Source organism: Streptomyces sp. DT190 (genome assembly GCF_049846985.1).
Lineage (GTDB): Bacteria > Actinomycetota > Actinomycetes > Streptomycetales > Streptomycetaceae > Streptomyces.
In genome coordinates, this window is sequence record NZ_JBNCNM010000001.1 from 29,672 (window position 1) to 44,533 (window position 14,862).

Sequence of the window (14,862 nt, forward strand, 5' to 3'; positions counted from 1 at the left end):
GGGAAAGTCGGCAACTCCCCTGTTCATCCCCGGTACTTGGCGCTACCTTCCTGGACACCAGTGGGAGCGATTCCATCAGTCGACGCGTCCGTCACGGCGGGCCCGACCTGCAAGGAGTCGCTCATGCGACACCTCTCGCGTTCAGTACTTTTAGCCGCCGCCCGCGCGGCCGCCCCCTGCTGCGCGCATGCCGGTGCCGGGTTCCTCGTGTCCTTTCGGAGCGCGCCCTGAACGGCTGACACCCCCAGCGAAAGGGACATCCGCACTCATGAGCCGTACGAGAACAGTGTTACTGGCCGCCATGGCCCTGGTCGCCGGCGCGACCGGCACCGCGTTCGCCGTCGACCCGGGCGGCCTCGGCACCGCCGCCGTCCCCTGCACCGTCGACTACAAGATCCAGAACCAGTGGAGCACCGGCTTCACCGCCGCCGTGACCCTCACCAACAACAGCGCCGCCAAGTCCTCCTGGTCGCTGAAGTGGTCCTACGCCGGAGACCAGAAGGTCACCAGCGGCTGGAACGCCAGGATCAGCCAGAGCGGTGCCGCCGTCACCGCGGCCAACGAGAGCTACAACGCCCAGCTGGCGACCGGGGCCTCGGTCAGTTTCGGCTTCCAGGGCAGCTACAGCGGCAGCAACGCGATCCCCGCCACGTTCACCCTCGACGGCGTGACCTGCAACGTCGACGACGGCGGCTCCGGCGGCCCGACGGATCCGCCGGACCCGGGCGGTCCCGCCAACCGGGTCGACAACCCCTACGTGGGCGCCAAGGCGTACGTGAACCCGGAGTGGTCGGCGAACGCCGCGGCCGAGCCGGGCGGCAGCCGCGTCGCCAACCAGCCGACCGGTGTCTGGCTGGACCGGATCGCCGCGATCAACGGCGCCGGCGGCAAGATGGGCCTGCGCGCCCACCTCGACGAGGCCCTGCGCCAGAAGGGCTCCGGCGAACTCGTGATCCAGTTCGTCATCTACAACCTGCCCGGCCGGGACTGCTCCGCCCTGGCTTCCAACGGCGAGCTGAAGGCCGACGAGATCGGTCGCTACAAGACCGAGTACATCGACCCGATCAAGGCGATCCTCGCCGACCCGAAGTACGCCTCGCTGCGGATCGTCACCACGGTCGAGATCGACTCCCTGCCCAACCTCGTCACCAACACCGGCAGCCGCCCCACCGCCGTCCCCCAGTGCGACGTGATGAAGGCCAACGGCAACTACGTCAAGGGCGTCGGCTACGCGCTGAACAAGCTCGGCGACGTGCCGAACGTCTACAACTACGTCGACGCCGGCCACCACGGCTGGATCGGCTGGGACGACAACTTCGCCCCCTCCGCCGCCCTGTTCAAGGAGGCGGCGACCGCCGAGGGCGCGACCGTGAACGACGTCCACGGCTTCATCACCAACACGGCCAACTACAGCGCCCTGAAGGAGAACAACTTCTCCATCAGCGACAACGTCGCGGGCAAGTCCGTGCGCGAGTCGAAGTGGGTCGACTGGAACCGCTACACCGACGAACTCTCCTTCGCCCAGGCCTTCCGCAACCAGTTGGTCTCGATCGGCTTCCCCTCCGGCATCGGCATGCTGATCGACACCTCCCGCAACGGCTGGGGCGGCACCGCCCGGCCCGCCGGCCCCGGCCCGCAGACCTCCGTGGACGCCTATGTCGACGGCGGCCGCTACGACCGCCGCATCCACCTGGGCAACTGGTGCAACCAGGCCGGAGCCGGCCTCGGCGAGCGCCCGCAGGCCAGCCCCGCCGCCGGGATCGACGCCTACGTGTGGATGAAGCCCCCGGGCGAGTCCGACGGGTCGAGCAAGGCCATCGACAACGACGAGGGCAAGGGCTTCGACCGGATGTGCGACCCGACCTACACGGGCAACCCGCGCAACAACAACAACATGTCCGGTGCCCTGCCGGACGCGCCGATCTCCGGACGCTGGTTCTCCGCCCAGTTCCGGCAGCTGATGCAGAACGCCTACCCGCCGCTGTCATGAGCGGCTGACACCCCGTCCCCACGGGTCCGCCGGGGCTTGCCGCCCCGGCGGATCGGGGTGCGGACCTCTTGCGGGAGCGGCAACAACGGTGGCCTTCTCGCGGTGCGTCGGCGCACGCTGACCGCATCCGAGCGAGAGGCTGACCCCCATGGCGCACGACCACCACGACCACCCGGCCGGGCCCGGGCTGGCCCACCACCACGCACACACGGACATCGACTGGGCCGAGATGGGCCCGGTACTGGAAGCCTCCGCGGAACTGTTCGCACCCCTGTACGAGCGGGCCCTGGGCTGGCTGGCGCAGGAGGTGACCGAGCCGGGGCTGATCGTCGACGCGGGCAGCGGCCCGGGCGTGGTGGCGTGCCTGTTCGCCGAGACGTTCCCGGGCGCGCGGATCGTCGCGGTGGACGGGTCCGAGCCGCTGCTGGAACGGGCCCGGGCCCGGGCCGAGCGGCAGGGGGGCGCCGACCGCTTCGGCACGATCGCCGGTGAACTCCCGGACGCGCTCGGCGAACTCGACTACCCGGCCGACCTGCTCTGGGCCGGCCGCAGCCTGCACCACCTCGGCGACCAGCGGGCCGCGCTCGCCGCGTTCGCGCGGCGCCTCGCGCCCGGCGGCACGCTGGCCCTCATGGAGGGCGGTCTGCCGCCGCGTCACCTGCCGCGGGACTTCGGCCTCGGCCGGCCCGGCCTGCAGGCGCGGATCGACGCGGTGGAGGCGGAGTGGTTCACACAGATGCGCCGCGACCTGCCGGGCCATGTCGCGGAGACGGAGGACTGGCCCGCCCTGCTGGCCGCCGCGGGCCTGAAGCCCGCCCGGACGCACACCTTCCTGCTGGATCTGCCCGCACCCGCCTCGGACCGGGCGCGCGCCCATGCGATCGCGTCCCTGTCAGGGGTCCGGGACCGGCTCACCGGGGCCCTCGACGCCGAGGACGTCGCGACCCTCGACCGTCTCCTCGACCCCGACGACCCCGCGGGCCTGCGCCGTCGCCCGGACGTGTTCGTCCTGGAGGCGCACACCGTGCACACGGCGGTCCGGGCGGTCTGACCCGGGACCTTGACTTCGAGCGTGCTTCAACTGATGGACTCCCCGGCATCGCACATCCGACCGCTTACGCAGGGGGAATCCATGACCGAGAACCAGGTGGCGCTCATCACCGGCGGGGGAAGCGGCATCGGCGCCGCCGTCGCCCGGCGGCTGCTGGACGCCGGGTACCGGGTCGCCGTCACCGGGCGGGGGGAGGAGCGGCTGCGCGCCTTCGCCGAGGAGCTCGGGCGGCCCGGGGAACTGCTGACGATCGCGGGGGACACCGCCGTGTACGACGACGTCCGCTCCGCGGTCGAGACCACCGTCAAGGCGTTCGGCCGGCTGGACACGGCCGTCGCCAACGCCGGTTTCGCCACCCACGACACGGTCGCCGAGGGCGATCCGGCCGGCTGGACCGACATGGTGCTGACCAACGTCCTCGGCCCGGCCCTGCTGATCCGGGCGTCCGTGGACGCCCTGAAGGAGACGCGCGGCCGGATCGTGCTGGTCGGCAGTGTCGCCGGGTTCGTGCACACGCCGGGCAACATCTACGGGGCCACCAAGTGGGCGGTGACCGGGCTGGCGGAGAACACCCGGCGGCAGGTCACCGAGTGGGGCGTGGGTGTGACCCTGGTCGCGCCCGGCCGCACGGAGACGCCCTTCTGGGACACCTACGGCAGCCTCCCGCCCGGCCACCTCCTCACCGCCGGCCAGATCGCGGACTCGGTGGTCTGGGCGCTGCGCCAGCCGGCCGGCGTCGACGTCAACACGGTCGTCGTACGGCCGGTGGGGCAACCGGTCTGAACGGGCGCACACGGGCAGCGCCCCGGTCCCGGGCCCGTCGGGGCGTCGGAACCGGGGCGCTGCCCGTGCGGTTCAGGATCCGTTGAACTCGGCCGGGTCGGGGCCCAGGCGCCGGTCCTCGTTCAGGGCGCTGATCGCCGCCAGGTCCTCGGCGTCCAGGCTGAAGTCGAAGACCTCGATGTTCTCCTTGATCCGCGAGGGCGTCACGGACTTCGGGATCACCACGTTGCCCAGCTGGATGTGCCAGCGCAGCACGACCTGCGCGGGCGTGCGGTCGTGCTTGCGGGCGATGGCCACGATCGCCGGGACCTCCAGCAGGCCCTTGCCCTGACCCAGCGGCGACCAGGCCTCCGTGGCGATGCCCCGCTCCGCGTGGTACTCACGCGCGTCGTGCTGCTGCAGGTGCGGGTGCAGCTCGATCTGGTTCACCGCGGGCACGACCGACGTCTCGCCGATCAGCTTCTCCAGGTGCTCGGGCAGGAAGTTCGAGACACCGATGGCCCGGATCCGGCCGTCGGCGTGCAGCTTCTCGAACGCCTTGTAGGTGTCGACGTACGTGCCCCGCTCCGGCATCGGCCAGTGGATGAGGTACAGGTCGACGAAGTCCAGGCCCAGCCTCTGAAGCGACGTGTCGAAGGCGCGCAGTGTGGAGTCGTACCCCTGGTCGGCGTTCCAGAGCTTCGTGGTGACGAAGAGCTCCTCGCGGGGGAGACCGGAGGCGGCGATGGCCTTGCCGGTGCCCTCCTCGTTGCCGTAGATCGCCGCTGTGTCGATGCTGCGGTACCCGGCCTCCAGCGCCGTCGTGACGGCCGCCTCGGCCTCGTCGTCCGGCACCTGCCAGACGCCGAAGCCCAGCTGGGGCATCTCGACGCCGTTGTTCAGGATGATCGGGGGGACCTTGCTCACGAGCTCTCGATCCTTCGGTTTGTGGTCAGTGGCACTCCCATCGTCAACGATCACGGGCCGTGATGCATTCCTGACGGGAGAATTCACAGACCACGCCTGCCCCGTGGCACCGCACGTCACGCCCGGTACAGGGCCTCGACCTCGTTCTCGTACGCCTTTTCGATCGCCTTGCGCTTGAGCTTAAGCGACGGGGTCAGCAGCCCGTGCTCCTCGGTGAAGGGCTGGGCCAGGATGCGGAAGGTGCGGATCGACTCGGCCTGCGAGACGAGGGTGTTGGCGGCGACCACCGCACGCCGCACCTCCGTCTCCAGGTCCGCGTCGCGCACCAGCTGCGCCGGGGGCATCTGCGGCTTGTTCCGCATGGTCAGCCAGTGCTCCACGGCCTCCTGGTCGAGGGTGATCAGGGCGGCGATGTACGGGCGGTCGTTGCCGACCACGATGCACTGGTTGACCAGCGGATGGTCGCGGACGCGCTCCTCCAGCACCCCGGGCGAGACGCTCTTGCCGCCTGAGGTGACCAGGATCTCCTTCTTGCGGCCGGTGATGGTGAGGTAGCCGTCCTCGTCGAGCGAGCCCAGGTCGCCGGTGGCCAGCCAGCCGTCGTGCAGGGACTCGTCGGTGGCCTTGGGGTTGTTGAGGTACCCCTGGAACACGTTCTGCCCGCGCAGCCAGATCTCGCCGTCGTCCGCGATGTGCACGGTCATGCCCGGGATGGGCTGGCCGACCGTGCCGAACCGGGTCCGCCCGGGCGGGTTGGCGGTCGCCGCGGCGGTGGACTCGGTCAGGCCGTAGCCCTCGTAGATGTGCACGCCCGCGCCGGCGAAGAACAGCCCCAGCCGCCGGTCCATCGCCGAGCCGCCGGACATGGCGTGCTTGATACGGCCGCCCATCGCGGCGCGGATCTTGGCGTAGACGAGCTTGTCGAACAGCTGGTGCTGCATGCGCAGGCCCGCCGAGGGGCCGGGCCCGGTGCCCCAGGCCCTGGCCTCCACCGCGTCGGCGTACTTGATGGCGACGTCCACGGCCTTCTCGAACGGGCCGGAGCGCCCCTCCTTCTCGGCCTTGCGGCGGGCCGCGTTGAACACCTTCTCGAAGATGTACGGCACCGCGAGGAAGAACGTCGGCCTGAACGCGGCCAGGTCCGGCAGCAGGGCCGCCGCGTTGAGCTGCGGCTGGTGGCCGAACTTGACCTTGCCGCGGATGCCGGCGACCTGGACCATCCGCCCGAAGACGTGGGCCAGCGGCAGGAACAGCAGGGTCGCCGCCTCGTCGCCCTTCCGGGAGTGGAACACCGGCTCCCAGCGCTCGATGACCGTGTCCGCCTCGTACATGAAGTTGCCGTGCGAGATGACACAGCCCTTGGGGCGGCCGGTGGTGCCCGAGGTGTAGATGATCGTGGCGACCGAGTCGGGCGTGACGGCCTGCCGGTGGCGGTGCACCATCTCGTCGTCGAGGTGCGCGCCCGCGTCGTACAGCTCGTGCACGGCGCCGGAGTCCAGCTGCCACAGGCGGCGCAGCTGCGGCAGCCGGTCGATGACGGTGGCGATGGTCATGGCGTGGTCCTCGTGCTCCACGACCGCGGCCGTCACCTCGGCGTCGTAGAGCATCCAGAAGCACTGCTCGGCGGAGGACGTCGGGTAGATGGGCACCACCTGGGCGCCGATCGTCCACAGCGCGTAGTCGAACAGCGTCCACTCGTAGCGGGTGCGGGACATGATCGCGACCCGGTCGCCGAACCGGATGCCGCCGGCCAGCAGCCCCTTCGCCAGGGCGAGGACCTCGTCGCGGAACTCGGCGCTGGTGACGTCCCGCCACTGCCCGGAGTCGTCCTTGCGGCCGAGCGCGATGTGCAGCGGGTCCTCCCGGGCATGCTGGAAGACCGCGTCGGCCAGACCGCCCACCGCAGGTGCCAACGCCAACGGAGGGTTGGAAAACTCGTGCAAACCCCGCTCCCCGCTCCTCAGCGCTTCTGATGAGTGACGCTCCGCACAGCGCCGTGAAAGCTACCCCAAGCAACCAATGTGCGGGAGGGGGGTCGAAGGTGAGCAGCGCTCTCGTCCGCGCTGGTCAGCGAGGGAAAAAGCGCGCACATGGGGAAGGGTCGGACAGAAACCTGACGGTTGAGTAAGTTTCGGTGGCGTAATCTCCACCGAATCTGTACGACTCCAGCGGCCGGGTGCCGGCCACCGGCGCGGCGTCACTTCTGTCAGCGCGCCGACGGCGGATTTCGTCACTCCGGTTGCCTACAGGCCCCCCTTGCGGGCGGTGCGGTGCAGCCGGTCGCCGCCGGACAGCAGCGCCGCCGCCAGGGCGTCCGCCGCTCCCTGCGCGGCGGACCGGCGAGGGCCGTGGACCACGACGAAGTCGACCTGCCCCAGCTCCGGCAGGCCCGCCCGGTCCGGGACCCGGACCAGGCCCGGCGGGATGAGACCGCGCGAGTGGGCCATCACACCCAGACCCGCCCGGGCCGCCGCGACGAGGCCGTTGAGGCTGCCGCTGGTGCACACCACGCGCCACTCGCGGCCCTGCCGCTCCAGCGCCTCCAGGGCGAGGGCGCGGGTGATGCCCGGCGGCGGATAGACGATCAGCGGCACCGGGCGGTCCGGGTCCAGCCGCAGGCGCTCCGCGCCGATCCACACCAGCCGGTCGTGCCGGACCAGCTCGCCGCGCGGATCCTCGGGCCGCCGCTTGGCGAGGACGAGGTCGAGCTTCCCGGCGGCCAGCTGCTCGTGCAGCGTCCCCGACAGCTCCACCGTCAGCTCCAGGTCGACCTCGGGGTGCTCGTGCCGGAAGCCCTCCAGGATCTCCGGCAGCCGGGTCAGCACGAAGTCCTCCGAGGCGCCGAAGCGCAGCCGGCCGCGCAGCCGGGTGCCCGTGAAGAACGCCGCCGCCTGCTCGTGCACCTCCAGGATGCGGCGCGCGAAACCCAGCATCGCCTCGCCGTCCTCGGTGAGCTCCACCGAGTGGGTGTCCCGGGTGAACAGCGTCCGCCCGGCCGCGTCCTCCAGCCGCCGTACGTGCTGGCTCACCGTCGACTGCCGCAGCCCGAGGCGCCGCGCGGCCTGCGTGAAGCTCAGGGTCTGCGCCACCGACAGGAAGGTCCGCAGCTGCGAGGGGTCGTACATGCCCGCCACGCTATCGCGGAACGTGATGACAGTCAGAGCGGTGTACGGGATTCCCGATCGCCGAGGGGAGGAGCAGGATGGAAGGGGGCCGTCCCGGCCCTCCCGGGACCCGTCCGCCCGAGTCCGTACCGAGTGAGTGGAGCCACGTGAAACGCCTGCGCCGGCCGCGCCGGATGCCGATCGACCCGTACGTCCTCCTCCTGCTGGCGACGGTGGGCCTCGCCGCGCTGCTCCCGGCGCGCGGGACCGGTGCCGAGGTGGCCTCCGGCGCCTCCACGGCGGCGATCGCCCTGCTGTTCTTCCTGTACGGGGCCCGGCTGTCCACCCGCGAGGCGCTGGACGGACTGCGCCACTGGCGGCTCCACATCACGGTCCTGGCCTGCACCTTCGCCGTCTTCCCGCTGCTCGGCCTGGCGGCCCGCGGGCTGGTGCCGGTGATCCTGACGCACCCGCTGTACCAGGGACTGCTGTTCCTGACGCTCGTCCCGTCCACCGTGCAGTCGTCGATCGCCTTCACCTCGATCGCCCGCGGCAACGTGCCCGCGGCGATCTGCGCGGGCTCCTTCTCCTCCCTCGTGGGCATCCTCGCCACCCCGCTGCTCGCGGCCTCCCTGCTCGGCGGCAGCGGCGGCGGCTTCTCCGCCGACTCGCTGCTGCGGATCGTGCTGCAACTGCTCGTGCCGTTCGTCGCCGGGCAGCTGCTGCGCCGCTGGATCGGCGGGTTCGTCACCCGCCACAAGAAGGTCCTGGGCCTGGTGGACCGCGGCTCGATCCTGCTCGTCGTCTACGCCGCGTTCAGCCAGGGCATGGTCCAGGGCATCTGGCACCGGGTCAGCCCCCTGCAACTGGGCGGGCTGCTGGCCGTCGAGGCCGTGCTCCTCGCCGTGATGCTGCTGCTGACCTGGTACGGCGGGAAGGCGCTGGGCTTCGGCCGGGAGGACCGGATCACGCTGCAGTTCGCCGGTTCGAAGAAGTCCCTGGCCGCCGGACTGCCCATGGCGAGCGTCCTGTTCGGCGCGCACGCCTCGCTGGCCGTGCTGCCGCTGATGCTGTTCCACCAGATGCAGCTCATGGTCTGCGCGGTGATCGCCAGACGCCGCTCGCACGACCCCGGCGCGGGCGAGGTCAGCGCGCCGGAGCCAGCCGCAGCGTCACGAACCGCGGTCGGTACAGGGACACGTTCCGGCTGAGCCGGTCGGCGGCGCTCGCCGTCTCCAGCCAGTTGACGTCGTAGCTCAGCACGAGCCGCCCCTCCCCGCTCAGCACGGGATGCGCCTGCGGGTTGTAGGCGGCGACCTGGCCCGGCGGCAGCGGCGGGCTGAACTCCTTCACCGGGCCGTGCCACGGGCCGCCGGGCGAGCAGGCCCAGTACGCGGCCACGGTGGTCAGACCCCTGGTGCCGGTGGCCATCGTGAACAGCACATAGGTCCCGCCGTCCCGCACCACCGAGAACGCGCTGCCCACGCCCCGCCGCCGCCCGTCCCCGAGCACCGGCCGGGGCCGGGCGCCGGCCGTCCAGTCGGAGCCGTCCCAGTACTGCCAGGCCGCCGGGTCCGCCAGCCGGCCCTCCGGCACGCGGGCCGCGTGGGCGTGCGAGGCCGGGCGGGACGCGGCCTGGCCGTCGTCGCCGCCGAAGACGTAGGTCCAGCCGTCCTCCTCGACCAGCGTGGTGCCGAACAGCACACGCCGGGACGGGTCGGGGACCAGCTGCTGGTCGAGCACCCTGACGACCGACTCCAGGCGCAGCCCGGGCAGGGAGAGGGTGGCGACCTCGGTCGCGGTGGGCACGCCGTAGATCCACGGGGAGGGGCCGGCCGTGCGGACCCACAGCAGGACGCGGACGACCTTCTCCTCGGCGCCGGGGGAGCGGGGCTCGACACGGGCGGCGACCGGCCAGCGCCACTGGTGCGGCGCCGGGTCGGCGAACAGCGGTGCGGGCAGGGTCGATTCGAGGCGGCCGTCGCGCATCAGCACGGCCGAGTTGCGCACCAGCGGCGCGGTGGTGTCCCGCCAGGCGTAGGACTCGCCGTGCGGGTTGGGCGGGGCGTGCACCCGGCCCAGATAGGTGTCGGAGAACAGCCAGAGCACGCGGCCGTCCGGCAGCCGGACCGAGTGGGTGCCGTCGCCGCCGGTCCAGTCGTCGGTGCGGGAGGCGTCGTCGCCGTAGCGGGCGAACTCGGCGGTGAGGCGCTCGTCCGCCTGCCAGGAGCCGACCGTGCGCGCCCGGCAGGCGCCGTCGTCGGGGCCGGTGTCCTCGTCGTCCGGCCGGGCGATGAGCAGCGCGGCCCCGAGAACCAGGACCAGCAGCAGGCCGATCCCGGTTCCCGTGCGCTGTCGTGCTCGTGCTGCGTATGCGTCGTCGGGCACGCCCCGTGACGTTAGTTGCTGCCGCTCACCTGGTCCATGGGGAGCCACACCACCGTGCCCCGCGCGGCCGCGCCCGAGGCGCCGGAGGCCAGCTCGCGGTCGGACAGGGCCCGGTTCCACACGCGGACGTCGTCGACGGCCCCGGTGAGGTACGCCCTGCTGTCCATGCGCTGCCCGACGTGCACGCCGAAGGGGGAGTTGCGGCTGACCGAGCCCGGCACGTCCGCGGTGCTGAGGGCCTGGCCGTCCAGGAAGAGCGTCAGCTGCCCGCCGCCGCGGCGCAGCGCCAGATGGTGCCAGCGGCCGTCGTTGCGGGCGCCGGTGCTCCACACCGACGCCGTCCGGACGGTCGCCGCGTCCGACCGGGTGGTGATCAGCGCCCGGACCCGGTCGCTCGCCGGCTCGCCGCGCAGCCAGACCTGCGGCTGGGTGCTGCCGATGCCGCCCATCCACAGGAAGGGCTGCTCGCCGGTGGTGGCCGTGTAGCGGAAGAACAGCGACGCCGTGAAGTCCCCCTCGCCGAGCGGGAGTGCGGAGCGGTAGGGCAGGCGCACGGCGTCGTCGGTGCCGTCGAAGGACATCGCGCTGCCCCGCACACCGGCCGTCCGCCCGGCGCCCCCGAGGACGGCCGCGGGCCTGGCGCCCGCCGCCGCGTCACGGGTGGTCGGGTCGGCGCCCCGGCGGGGCTTCAGCCAGTCCTCGGTGAAGCGGGCGAAGCGGATCTCGTCCCGGGCGTCGACCGCGCCGGCCTCGTAGAGCAGGCCCACCGTCGAGCCGTCGACCGCGGCCATGTCGGAGTAGCCGGACCAGTCCGTGGTGACGACCGTGCCCCGGTCCACGCTCTCCCAGGTGCGCCCGCCGTCGTAGGAGGAGCGGACCATCATCGTGCGGCGGCGGTCGGGGTCGGCCGGGGCGGACAGCAGCATGCGGTCGCCCAGCCGCAGCGTGGCGCCCTGCACCTGTGGCGTGTAGAGGTCCGGCAGGGCCCGGAAGGGCGCGGTGAAGCTGTCGCCGCCGTCCGTGCTGAACGCCTGGGCGCGGTGGCCGAGGTCGGTGCCGTCCTGCTCCCGGCCGCTGACCAGCAGGGCGCCGTCGGCGCGCTCGGTGAGCGTCACCTCCGACGGCTTCTGCCGGAACGTGCCGTCCTGCTCTATCGGCCAGGAGTCGGTGGCGCCGATCCGCCAGTGGTCGCCGCCGTCGTCGCTGACGATGAGCGCCGCGTGGTTCTCGGAGACCCGGCTGCCGTTCCACGTCTCGGTGTTGACGCCGAACACCAGTCGTCCGGCGTGCTCGCCCCGGGTCAGCTGGATGCCGTGCACGGGTCCGGTGGCGTACCAGCTGTTCCAGTCCTCGGGGAGGATCTCGTCGCTCAGGTCGCGCGGCTGCGACCAGGTCCGGCCGTCGTCGTCGCTGTACTGCAGGTGCGGGGTGCGGTCGCAGGGGATCCGGCAGTTCCCGGCGTCCGTGCGGCCGGTGTTGTACGTCTCGGCCAGCAGGATGCGGCCGGTGCGGCGGTCCACCAGGGGCGCCGGGTTGCCGTGTGTGTCGCCGGCGCCCTCGTTGACGACCTGGAGCGGGCCCCAGGTGCGGCCGCCGTCCGTGGAGCGCTTGAGGACGATGTCGATGTCGGCGGCGTCACCGCAGTTGAGGACCCGGCCCTCGGCGAAGGCGAGCAGCGTGCCGCTGGTGGTGCGCACGATCGCCGGGATCCGGAAGCACGCGTAGCCGGGGTCCTGGGAGGCCTTGAAGAGGACCTGCTGCTCGAACCCGGCCGGGGCCGCGGCCCGTCGGGCCTCGGCCGGTGCGGTGGGCGCGAGCAGTGCCACTGCGGCGACAGCGGCGGTCAGGGTGGATCTCAGACGGGTGCGAAGACTTGACGGCATGGTGCGACCTGCCCTTCATGCGTCTGTCGGCTGGACCACCGGGGCGTGGGACCGGACATCCTGTCAACCGGACATCCCACGTCCAATGTGTGAGCCACAGACGGTACTTGGCTTCTCAGACCCCCCACAAGAACCGTGCGTCAGGGGATCAGGACGACCTTGCCGAGGTTGGACCGCGCCTCGATCTCCCCGTGCGCCTTCGCCGCGTCCTCCAGGGCGAACTCCCCGTGCACGGCGGGCCTCAGCTCCCCGGCGGCGAACAGGCGCCACAGCTCCTCGCGCCACTGCTCGTACAACGCCGGCCTGCCGCGGGCGATCCGGGCCAGCTGGAAGCCGATGACCGACTTGGCACCCGCGAGCAGGTCGTACGCCCGGACGGTGCCGCCGCCGGAGCTGTACGCCACCAGCCGTCCCTCGGGGGCGAGCGCGGTTAGGGCCGGGGTGAGCAACTCCCCGCCCACGGCGTCCAGGACGTAGTCGGCGGGCGTGCCCCAGCTGTCGTCGTCGTAGGTGACGACCCGGTCGGCGCCGAGATCCCGCACGAACCGGGCCTTGGCGGGGTCGGAGACGGCTCCGACGACCCGTCCCGCGCCGCGTGTCCTGGCCAGTTGCACGGCCAGATGGCCGACACCGCTCGCCGCGCCCGTGACCAGGGCCGCCTCGCCCGGCTCGGGGCGCGCCGCCTCCAGGGCGCCGAGCGCGACCAGGCCGCTGCGGACCAGCGCGACCGCGGTGACGGCGGTGGCGTCCCGTGGCAGCGGGGAGGCCGTCGCCTCGTGCAGGAGCGCGAAGTCGGCGTAGGCGTGCCCGAAGCAGAGCCCGGTCACCCGGTCGCCGGTGGAGAAGCGCGTGACGCCCTCCCCGACGGCTGTGACCTCCCCGGCGATCTCGCCGCCGAGCGGGACCGGTTCGGCCGCCTCCGTGACCTTCCGGACGACCGGGAGCGTCACGCCGATCGCCTCCACGCGCACGAGCAGCTCTCCGGGGCCGGGCCCGGGGACCGGGGCCTCCTCGACGAACAGGGGGCCGCCTCGGGATTCGTAGCGGACGCGGCGCATCGCACCTCCGGGGTCGCGGGTCGCCCAACAGGTCGTTGGTGATCCCTACGGTTTCGTCGGGGTGGCCAACGGTATAGGACGATCATAGGGAGAACCAACGATTTCTTGGTTAGGCTGCGGCCATGTCGGAAGCCCCCCTGCCCGCGATCCGCTCCCTGCCCAGCTGGCTGCTCGGCCGCGCCGCCGCCCGGGGCCGCGCCCTGGTGGCCGAGGCGCTGGCCGGGCAGGACCTGCGGATGTGGCACCACGTGGTGCTGTCGGCCCTGCGCGACCTCGCCCCCGTCGCCCAGGCCGACCTCGGCCGCGCGGTCCGGCTCGACCCCAAGGACCTGGTCGGCATCCTCAACGACCTGCAGGCGGGCGGCCTGGCGGTGCGTGAGCCCGATCCGCGGGACCGCCGCAAGAACGCGGTGTCTCTCACGCCCCGGGGAGCCCGGCTGCTCGAACGCTGCGAGACGGCGGCCCGCGCCGCCAACGACGAGCTGCTCGCCCCGCTGTCGGAAACCGAGCGCGAGCAGTTCACGGCGATGCTGCGGCGGATATCCGGCACGGCGGACTAGGGCACCCGACCGCGGTTTCGGCGGATCAGGGCATCCGGTCACCCGCGCCCGGCGGCTCAGGGCATCCGGTCACCCGCGCCCGGCGGCTCAGGGCATCCGGTCACCCGCGCCCGGCGGATCGGGGCATCCGTCCGCCGCGCTCGGCGGACCAGGGCAGGCCACCGCCCCCCGGCAAATCAGGGCATCCGTCCGCCGCGCCCGGCGGGGGCCGAGACGGGGCCCCTGCGGCGCAGGGGGCGCTCCCCGCCGGTCGGGGCCCCGCCGCCGTGCAGCGGGGCGAACCTGCTCAGCCCTGGGCGGCCGCGGCCCGCACAGCGATCCGGTCCTCACCCGCGTACACGTTCATGGAACTGCCCCGCAGGAAGCCCACCAGCGTCAGGCCCGTCTCGGCGGCCAGGTCCACCGCGAGCGAGGACGGCGCCGACACCGCGGCCAGCACCGGGATGCCGGCCATCACGGCCTTCTGCGCCAGCTCGAAGGAGGCCCGGCCCGACACGAGCAGGATCGCCCGGGACAACGGCAGCTCCCCGTGCTGCAGCGCACGGCCGACCAGCTTGTCGACCGCGTTGTGCCGGCCCACGTCCTCCCGGACGTCGAGCAGTTCGCCCTCCTCCGAGAACAGGGCCGCCGCGTGCAGGCCGCCCGTCCGGTCGAAGACCCGCTGCGCCGCGCGCAGCCGGTCGGGCAGGCCCGCCAGCAGCTCGGGGGTGATCCGCAGCGGCGGGGTGTCGGCGACGGGCCAGCGGGCCGTGGTGCGCACCGCGTCCAGCGACGCCTTACCGCACAGGCCGCACGAGGACGTCGTGTAGACGTTGCGTTCCAGCGTGATGTCCGGGATCACCACGCCGGGGGCGGTCTGCACGTCCACGACGTTGTAGGTGTTCGAGCCGTCCGCCGTCGCCCCGGCGCAGTAGACGATGTTCCGCAGGTCCGACTGCCCGGCCAGCACGCCCTCGCTGACGAGGAAGCCCGCCGCCAGCGCGAAGTCGTCGCCCGGGGTGCGCATCGTGATCGCCAGGGGCTTGCCGTTCAGCCGGATCTCCAGAGGCTCCTCGGCGACGAGCGTGTCGGGCCGGCTGGAGACCGCCCCGTCCCGGATGCGGAGCACCTTGCGTCGTTCCGTGACTCGTCCCATGTCC

Annotated in this window: 12 protein-coding genes; 5 read left to right on the forward strand and 7 right to left on the reverse strand. The window is 72.6% G+C overall.

The features are described from left to right. The first annotated feature begins 268 nt into the window (after positions 1-268). The 3 genes from ACPXCS_RS00135 to ACPXCS_RS00145 all read left to right on the forward strand — a co-directional run bounded on the left by ACPXCS_RS00135 (position 269) and on the right by ACPXCS_RS00145 (position 3,824). Positions 269-1,990, forward strand: coding sequence for a glycoside hydrolase family 6 protein (locus ACPXCS_RS00135; protein WP_425945797.1), 1,722 nt, complete (start codon positions 269-271; stop codon positions 1,988-1,990). Positions 1,991-2,138: 148 nt separating this feature from the next. Next, on the forward strand, positions 2,139-3,041 hold the full coding sequence (locus tag ACPXCS_RS00140; RefSeq protein WP_425945798.1) for a class I SAM-dependent methyltransferase: 903 nt from the start codon (positions 2,139-2,141) through the stop codon (positions 3,039-3,041). Positions 3,042-3,122: 81 nt separating this feature from the next. Then, positions 3,123-3,824, forward strand: a complete 702-nt coding sequence (locus ACPXCS_RS00145) for an SDR family oxidoreductase (RefSeq protein ID WP_425945799.1) — start codon at positions 3,123-3,125, stop codon at positions 3,822-3,824. Between the two features lie 72 nt (positions 3,825-3,896). On the opposite strand, the gene ACPXCS_RS00150 is transcribed toward ACPXCS_RS00145, so the two are convergent. The 3 genes from ACPXCS_RS00150 to ACPXCS_RS00160 form a co-directional block, all read right to left on the reverse strand. After that, entirely contained in the window at positions 3,897-4,688 is a 792-nt protein-coding gene (locus ACPXCS_RS00150; RefSeq protein ID WP_425946105.1) for an aldo/keto reductase, read from the reverse strand. Between the two features lie 158 nt (positions 4,689-4,846). Further along, on the reverse strand, positions 4,847-6,673 hold the full coding sequence (locus tag ACPXCS_RS00155) for an AMP-dependent synthetase/ligase (protein ID WP_425945800.1): 1,827 nt from the start codon (positions 6,671-6,673) through the stop codon (positions 4,847-4,849). 300 nt (positions 6,674-6,973) lie between these two features. Beyond that, on the reverse strand, positions 6,974-7,855 hold the full coding sequence (locus ACPXCS_RS00160; protein ID WP_425945801.1) for a LysR substrate-binding domain-containing protein: 882 nt from the start codon (positions 7,853-7,855) through the stop codon (positions 6,974-6,976). Positions 7,856-8,028: 173 nt separating this feature from the next. Between ACPXCS_RS00160 and ACPXCS_RS00165 the strand changes: the two genes are divergently transcribed. Then, positions 8,029-9,045, forward strand: coding sequence for a bile acid:sodium symporter family protein (locus ACPXCS_RS00165; RefSeq protein WP_425946106.1), 1,017 nt, complete (start codon positions 8,029-8,031; stop codon positions 9,043-9,045). Here the strand turns inward: ACPXCS_RS00165 and ACPXCS_RS00170 are convergent. The 3 genes from ACPXCS_RS00170 to ACPXCS_RS00180 form a co-directional block, all read right to left on the reverse strand. Further along, entirely contained in the window at positions 8,981-10,222 is a 1,242-nt protein-coding gene (locus tag ACPXCS_RS00170; RefSeq protein WP_425945802.1) for a DUF4185 domain-containing protein, read from the reverse strand. The genes ACPXCS_RS00165 and ACPXCS_RS00170 overlap by 65 nt on opposite strands. Before the next feature lie 11 nt (positions 10,223-10,233). Next, the gene (locus ACPXCS_RS00175; protein WP_425945803.1) at positions 10,234-12,105 is read right to left on the reverse strand and encodes an exo-alpha-sialidase; all 1,872 of its coding nucleotides are present in this window, start codon (positions 12,103-12,105) and stop codon (positions 10,234-10,236) included. 140 nt (positions 12,106-12,245) lie between these two features. Then, complete coding sequence (locus tag ACPXCS_RS00180) at positions 12,246-13,163, reverse strand: quinone oxidoreductase family protein (RefSeq protein ID WP_425945804.1); 918 nt, start codon at positions 13,161-13,163, stop codon at positions 12,246-12,248. 122 nt (positions 13,164-13,285) lie between these two features. Here ACPXCS_RS00180 and ACPXCS_RS00185 point away from each other — a divergent pair, with 122 nt between their 5' ends. Further along, positions 13,286-13,723, forward strand: coding sequence for a MarR family winged helix-turn-helix transcriptional regulator (locus ACPXCS_RS00185; RefSeq protein WP_425945805.1), 438 nt, complete (start codon positions 13,286-13,288; stop codon positions 13,721-13,723). Positions 13,724-14,009: 286 nt separating this feature from the next. On the opposite strand, the gene fdhD is transcribed toward ACPXCS_RS00185, so the two are convergent. Beyond that, positions 14,010-14,858, reverse strand: coding sequence for a formate dehydrogenase accessory sulfurtransferase FdhD (gene fdhD, locus ACPXCS_RS00190; protein WP_425945806.1), 849 nt, complete (start codon positions 14,856-14,858; stop codon positions 14,010-14,012). Positions 14,859-14,862 lie beyond the last annotated feature (4 nt).

Excerpts from the sequence above, each read along its gene's own strand:
- ACPXCS_RS00135 (WP_425945797.1), top strand. The coding sequence starts at position 269 with ATGAGCCGTACGAGAACAGTGTTACTGGCCGCCATGGCCCTGGTCGCC.
- ACPXCS_RS00165 (WP_425946106.1), top strand. The coding sequence starts at position 8,029 with ATGCCGATCGACCCGTACGTCCTCCTCCTGCTGGCGACGGTGGGCCTC.
- ACPXCS_RS00185 (WP_425945805.1), top strand. The coding sequence starts at position 13,286 with ATGTCGGAAGCCCCCCTGCCCGCGATCCGCTCCCTGCCCAGCTGGCTG.
- ACPXCS_RS00160 (WP_425945801.1), bottom strand. The coding sequence starts at position 7,855 with ATGTACGACCCCTCGCAGCTGCGGACCTTCCTGTCGGTGGCGCAGACC.
- ACPXCS_RS00180 (WP_425945804.1), bottom strand. The coding sequence starts at position 13,163 with ATGCGCCGCGTCCGCTACGAATCCCGAGGCGGCCCCCTGTTCGTCGAG.
- ACPXCS_RS00175 (WP_425945803.1), bottom strand. The coding sequence starts at position 12,105 with ATGCCGTCAAGTCTTCGCACCCGTCTGAGATCCACCCTGACCGCCGCT.
- ACPXCS_RS00145 (WP_425945799.1), top strand. The coding sequence starts at position 3,123 with ATGACCGAGAACCAGGTGGCGCTCATCACCGGCGGGGGAAGCGGCATC.
- ACPXCS_RS00150 (WP_425946105.1), bottom strand. The coding sequence starts at position 4,688 with ATGCCCCAGCTGGGCTTCGGCGTCTGGCAGGTGCCGGACGACGAGGCC.
- fdhD (WP_425945806.1), bottom strand. The coding sequence starts at position 14,858 with ATGGGACGAGTCACGGAACGACGCAAGGTGCTCCGCATCCGGGACGGG.
- ACPXCS_RS00140 (WP_425945798.1), top strand. The coding sequence starts at position 2,139 with ATGGCGCACGACCACCACGACCACCCGGCCGGGCCCGGGCTGGCCCAC.